General features: G+C 71.2%; 3 protein-coding genes and 2 pseudogenes. 2 read left to right on the top strand and 3 right to left on the bottom strand.

Features of this window, described 5'->3' with window-relative positions:
- Together GJ632_RS20360 and GJ632_RS20355 are read right to left on the bottom strand one after the other, a co-directional pair.
- Nucleotides 1-332 (bottom strand): annotated as a pseudogene (locus GJ632_RS20360) (MFS transporter); the annotation flags it as partial.
- Between the two features lie 120 nt (nucleotides 333-452).
- A complete protein-coding gene (locus tag GJ632_RS20355; protein ID WP_089806248.1) occupies nucleotides 453-1,142 on the bottom strand; it encodes an SCO family protein in 690 nt (229 codons plus the stop codon).
- A 122-nt stretch (nucleotides 1,143-1,264) separates the two neighbouring features.
- On the opposite strand from GJ632_RS20355, the gene GJ632_RS20350 reads away from it, so the two are divergent.
- The gene (locus tag GJ632_RS20350; protein WP_191453875.1) at nucleotides 1,265-2,554 is read left to right on the top strand and encodes a Tat pathway signal protein; all 1,290 of its coding nucleotides are present in this window, start codon (nucleotides 1,265-1,267) and stop codon (nucleotides 2,552-2,554) included.
- 144 nt (nucleotides 2,555-2,698) lie between these two features.
- Nucleotides 2,699-3,100: a cyclic nucleotide-binding/CBS domain-containing protein gene (locus GJ632_RS20345; RefSeq protein WP_191453874.1), complete on the top strand. Its 402-nt coding sequence runs from the start codon at nucleotides 2,699-2,701 to the stop codon at nucleotides 3,098-3,100.
- 21 nt (nucleotides 3,101-3,121) lie between these two features.
- On the opposite strand, the pseudogene GJ632_RS25635 reads toward GJ632_RS20345, so the two are convergent.
- Nucleotides 3,122-3,522, bottom strand: a pseudogene (locus GJ632_RS25635) (cytochrome c biogenesis protein CcdA); the annotation flags it as partial.

The raw sequence follows: 3,522 nt of genomic DNA, 5'->3' as shown, positions 1-3,522 counted from the left end.
CCGCCGAGGACGCGGACGACGAGGACGGCGGCGAAGGGGAGTCCGAGCGTCGGCGCGGCGGCGAGGACGAGGTAGCCGCAGGCGCCGCCGAGTGCGCCGGCGACGACGAGCGGTCGGCGTCGTCCGACCGCGTCGCTGGCCGCGCCCCAGACGCCCGCGAAGGCGACGAACGCGGCGAACTCGGCGACGAGGAACCACATCCCGGCCCGCACGTCGCCCGCGCCGCCCAGCGCTCGAACGAGGTCGGAGACGCCGGGGTAGAGCAACACCTGCGACACCAGCACGGCCCACATGGCCAGTGCGAGTCGGCGTCGCTCCGTCCGTCTGTCCATACCCGTCCGTCCGTGACGACGATAGAAAATCGCGTCGCTCGCGGGGCGTCGGCCGTCGGCCGCCGGCCGTCCGCCGGTGTCGCTCCGGTCGACGGTCTGACGGCCCGCCGTCCGGGCGCCTCAGTTCGACGCGTTTCGGACCCGGCGCAGGTCCTCGATGAGCGTCTGCTCGTCGGGTTCGGAGCCGCGGTAGGCGCGTTCGACGTAGCCGTCGCCGTTGACGAGGAGGATGAGGCCCAGATGCGCGAACATGTACGGACCGTCGCCGTTCTCCTGTTTCTGGAAGAAGACGCCGAACTCCTCGTCGACGACGCGTCGGGCCGCTTCCTTCCCGTCCGGTCGGAGGAACTGCCAGTTGCCGGCGTCCATGTCCACGTTCATCTGTTCGGCCTCCTCGCGGAACGCCTCGGCGTCGTCCCGCGCCGGGTCGAACGTGACGGGGTAGAACGACACGGCGTCGGCGTAACCCTCCTCTATCGAGTGAATCTGCACCTCGCGGAGGGCGCTGATGAGGACCGGACAGACGGTCATGCAGTTGGTGAAGAAGAACGTGTGGAAGTGCGGGCCCTCGATGTCGCGGACGGCGACGGTTTCGCCGGAGAGCGGAGCCGGTATCGTCACGTCGGGGACTTGCTGGCCCCACGCGGGGTACGGCAGGTCCTCGCTCGACACGTCCGCGTCGCGGTCCGGTTTCCCGAGGGCGACGTTCGGGTTCGCGTCGCCGAGGCCGAGTGGTGACCCGCCGACACAGCCCGCGAGACCGGTCGCGCCGACGAGTCCCGCCGCCCGGAGGTAGGAGCGTCGCTTCATCGTCCTGAGTTACGTCTCGGCGTAGATGAACGGCGTGGTTCCGGCGTCGAACCCGAGCGCCGTACCACTCGCGACGAGGCGCGCACCAGAACCCACTTGACCGCGAGCGCCCTAGGACGGCCATGTTCGAGCGTGGTGCGTCCCGTCGGGCGTTTCTGAAGTCCGCCGTCGCGCTCGGCGGCGCGACGGCCCTCTCCGCCTGCCTCTCCCGCGCCGAGGAACCGATTCCGACCGGGACGACCGACCCCTCGTCGCTCCCGGCGCGCCAGCACGCCTGGGACGACGCCCTCCCCCGTGACGACGCCGGCAACGTCGTCCTGCCGCGCCATCAGGTCCTCCTCTACCTGGACCACGACGGCGTCCCCGACGCCGCCGCCCGCGAGACGGTCGAAGCCGCGCTGACGACGCTCGACGGGGCGTACGAGCGGAGCAACGAGGGGCTGATTCACTCCATCGGCTACTCGCCGCGGTACTTCTCTCGGTTCGACGAGTCGCTCCCCGAGAGCGTGGACCTGCCCGAACCGCGGGCGCTGTCGTCGTTCGAGACGCCCGAGTTCGACCGGCAGGACGCCCTCCTCCACCTCGCCTCCGACCGGGCGGACGCGGTGCTCGCCGCCGAGGAGGCCCTCCGGGGCAACCAGGACACGCTGAACGGCACGGACGTGGCGGCACCGCTGACCGATGCGTTCACCGTCGCCGACCGGCGGACGGGGTTCGTCGGGCCGGGGATGCCCGCCGAACGGCAGGACGAACTGAACGGCATCCCGGCGTCGGGGCCCGTCCCCGAGGAGTCGCCGCTGTTCATGGGGTTCAAAGCGGGGTTCGCGAAGACGCAGGCGACGGAGGACTACGTGACCATCGCCGAGGGACCGTTCGCCGGCGGGACGACCAAACACCTCGCCACCATCCGGCAACGCCTCGACGACTGGTACGGCGAACAGGACTTCGAGGAGCGCGTGATGGAGATGTTCTCACCGCTGCACGCCGAACGCGGACTCGTGGAGGGCGTCGGCGAGAACCTCGGCGACGACAGCGGCCTCACGCAGGAGATGCTCGACACGATTCGCGAACAGGCCGCGGAGTTCGGGCGCGTCGGCCACGCCCAGAAGGCCGCGCGGGCCAACCGCGACGCCGACGGCAACGTCCGCCTGCTCCGCCGGCACTTCGAGTCCACCGACGACGGCGAGGCGAGCCTCCACTTCCCCAGCCTCCAGCGGCGAATCACCGACTTCGAGGAGGTTCGCGCGGCGATGAACGGGTCGGACCTGACCGACGTGCCGACCATCCGCCAGCGGGTGAACAACGGCATCCTCGAGTACATCTTCGTCCAGCGACGCGGCAACTTCCTCGTCCCGCCCCGGTCGCTGCGGTCGCTACCGACGCCGACGGGCGCGGTGCCGGGACTGGACTGACGGCGCAGTCGGCGGAACTGGACGGCGCAGTCGGCGCACTCGAACGGGCGAGACGCCCGGCGCGTCGACGCCGCCGCCCGGCGAATCACCTAAGAGGGTGCTTTTCCTCTACTCGGGCGGTTCCGTATGCAAGTTCGCGAGATCATGAGTTCGCCCGTCGTGACCGTCCGCTCGGACGCGACGTTGCGCGAGGCGGTCGGCGAGATGCTGGACCGCGGCGTCGGGAGCGTCGTCGTCGTCGACTCCGGGCCGGTCGGTATCGTCACCAGCACCGACGTCCTCCGCGCGATGTACCGCGGCGGTGGGGCACTGGCGGACGTCGCGGTGACGAGGGTGATGAGTCGGGAGCTGGCGACGGCGACGAAGAAGACGAGCGTCACGACGGCGCTCGACACGATGGAGCGGCGAAAGGTGAAGAAGCTCCCCGTCCGGGACGGCATCGAACTCGTCGGCATCGTCACGATGACGGACATCGCCCAGCACCAACCGGACGCCGTCAACGAGGTGCGGGGCCGCGTCTCCCACCGGGGCGACTGGTCGAACTGAGGCGGCGCGGCGGCGGACCGGTCAGACCCAGCCGAGGAACTGCACCGAGATGACCACCTGCCACAGGCCGGCCAGCACCATCACGACGCCCGCCACGCGTTGCACCGACCCGACGTGCCTCGACAGGTCGCGGAACGCGTCGCTCCCGAGAGCGCCCAGCACCGTCACCGCCGCGAGGGGGACGGCGGCCGCGAGGGCGTACGCGAGGAGGGCGACGGCCGGCCCGCCCCGCCGAGAGCGTCAGCGACTGGGTGACGACGCCGACGAAGACGGGGACGACGCAGCCCGCGGCCGCGAGGGCGTAGACGCCGCCGAAGACGGCGAATCCGCCGACCGACGCCCGTCGCTGTGGTAACTGCAGGTGGAGCGTCGGCGCGCGGCCGAGGGCGAACAGGGCACCGAGGAAGACGAGGGCGACGCCG

Origin of the sequence: Halogeometricum sp. CBA1124 (assembly GCF_009741955.1) — an archaeon.
GTDB lineage: Archaea > Halobacteriota > Halobacteria > Halobacteriales > Haloferacaceae > Halogeometricum > Halogeometricum rufum.
Note: the sequence above shows the minus strand (reverse complement) of the source record. Positions and strands in the feature narration are given on the sequence as shown.